The organism is Vibrio sp. 704 (assembly GCF_033339295.1).
Map to the genome: position 1 here is coordinate 1 of NZ_JAWOUH010000713.1, position 595 is coordinate 595.

1 protein-coding gene is annotated in these 595 nt (G+C 50.9%); it reads right to left on the minus strand.

Features of this window, described 5'->3' with window-relative positions:
- Positions 1–595 (minus strand): sulfate reduction electron transfer complex DsrMKJOP subunit DsrO (dsrO, locus tag R7R24_RS28680; RefSeq protein WP_318120455.1); only part of this gene is annotated, 595 nt, incomplete at both ends.

Sequence of the window (595 nt, forward strand, 5' to 3'; positions counted from 1 at the left end):
GTGTGGCTTGGTCTTTTCATCGGGCTTTAGCACTTTGATGTTGTCTTGGTGATTCGTAATTAAGCGGCGGACTTCGCTTGATGGATCATTCAAATCACCAATCACGCGAGCGCCGCCCACGCAAGTTTCCACACAAGCGGGTAACAAACCTTGTTCTAAGCGGTGTGCACAGAAGGTGCATTTGTCAGCGGTGAGCGTGTCTTCATTGATAAAACGCGCATCGTAAGGGCAGGCTTGTACACAGTACGCACACGCTACGCAGCGACTGTTATCCACCATGACGATGCCATCTTCTCGCTGAAAGGTTGCTTGAACGGGACAAACGGCTACGCACGGCGGGTTATCGCAGTGATTACAAAGCCGAGGCAGCATAAAGGCCTTTGCTTCTTGTGTGGTTGTGGAACCGTCATCGAGCGTGACTTCGTATTGTTTCACTGTGGTTCGGAACTGACCGATTGGCGCTTGGTTTTCAATACTGCAACCTACGGTGCACGCTTGGCAGCCGACGCATTTACGTAAATCGATCACCATGGCGTAACGTTTTCCGACTTGTCCTTTTCGGTCGGCGGATTGGTTATTGCGAATAACATTGCCC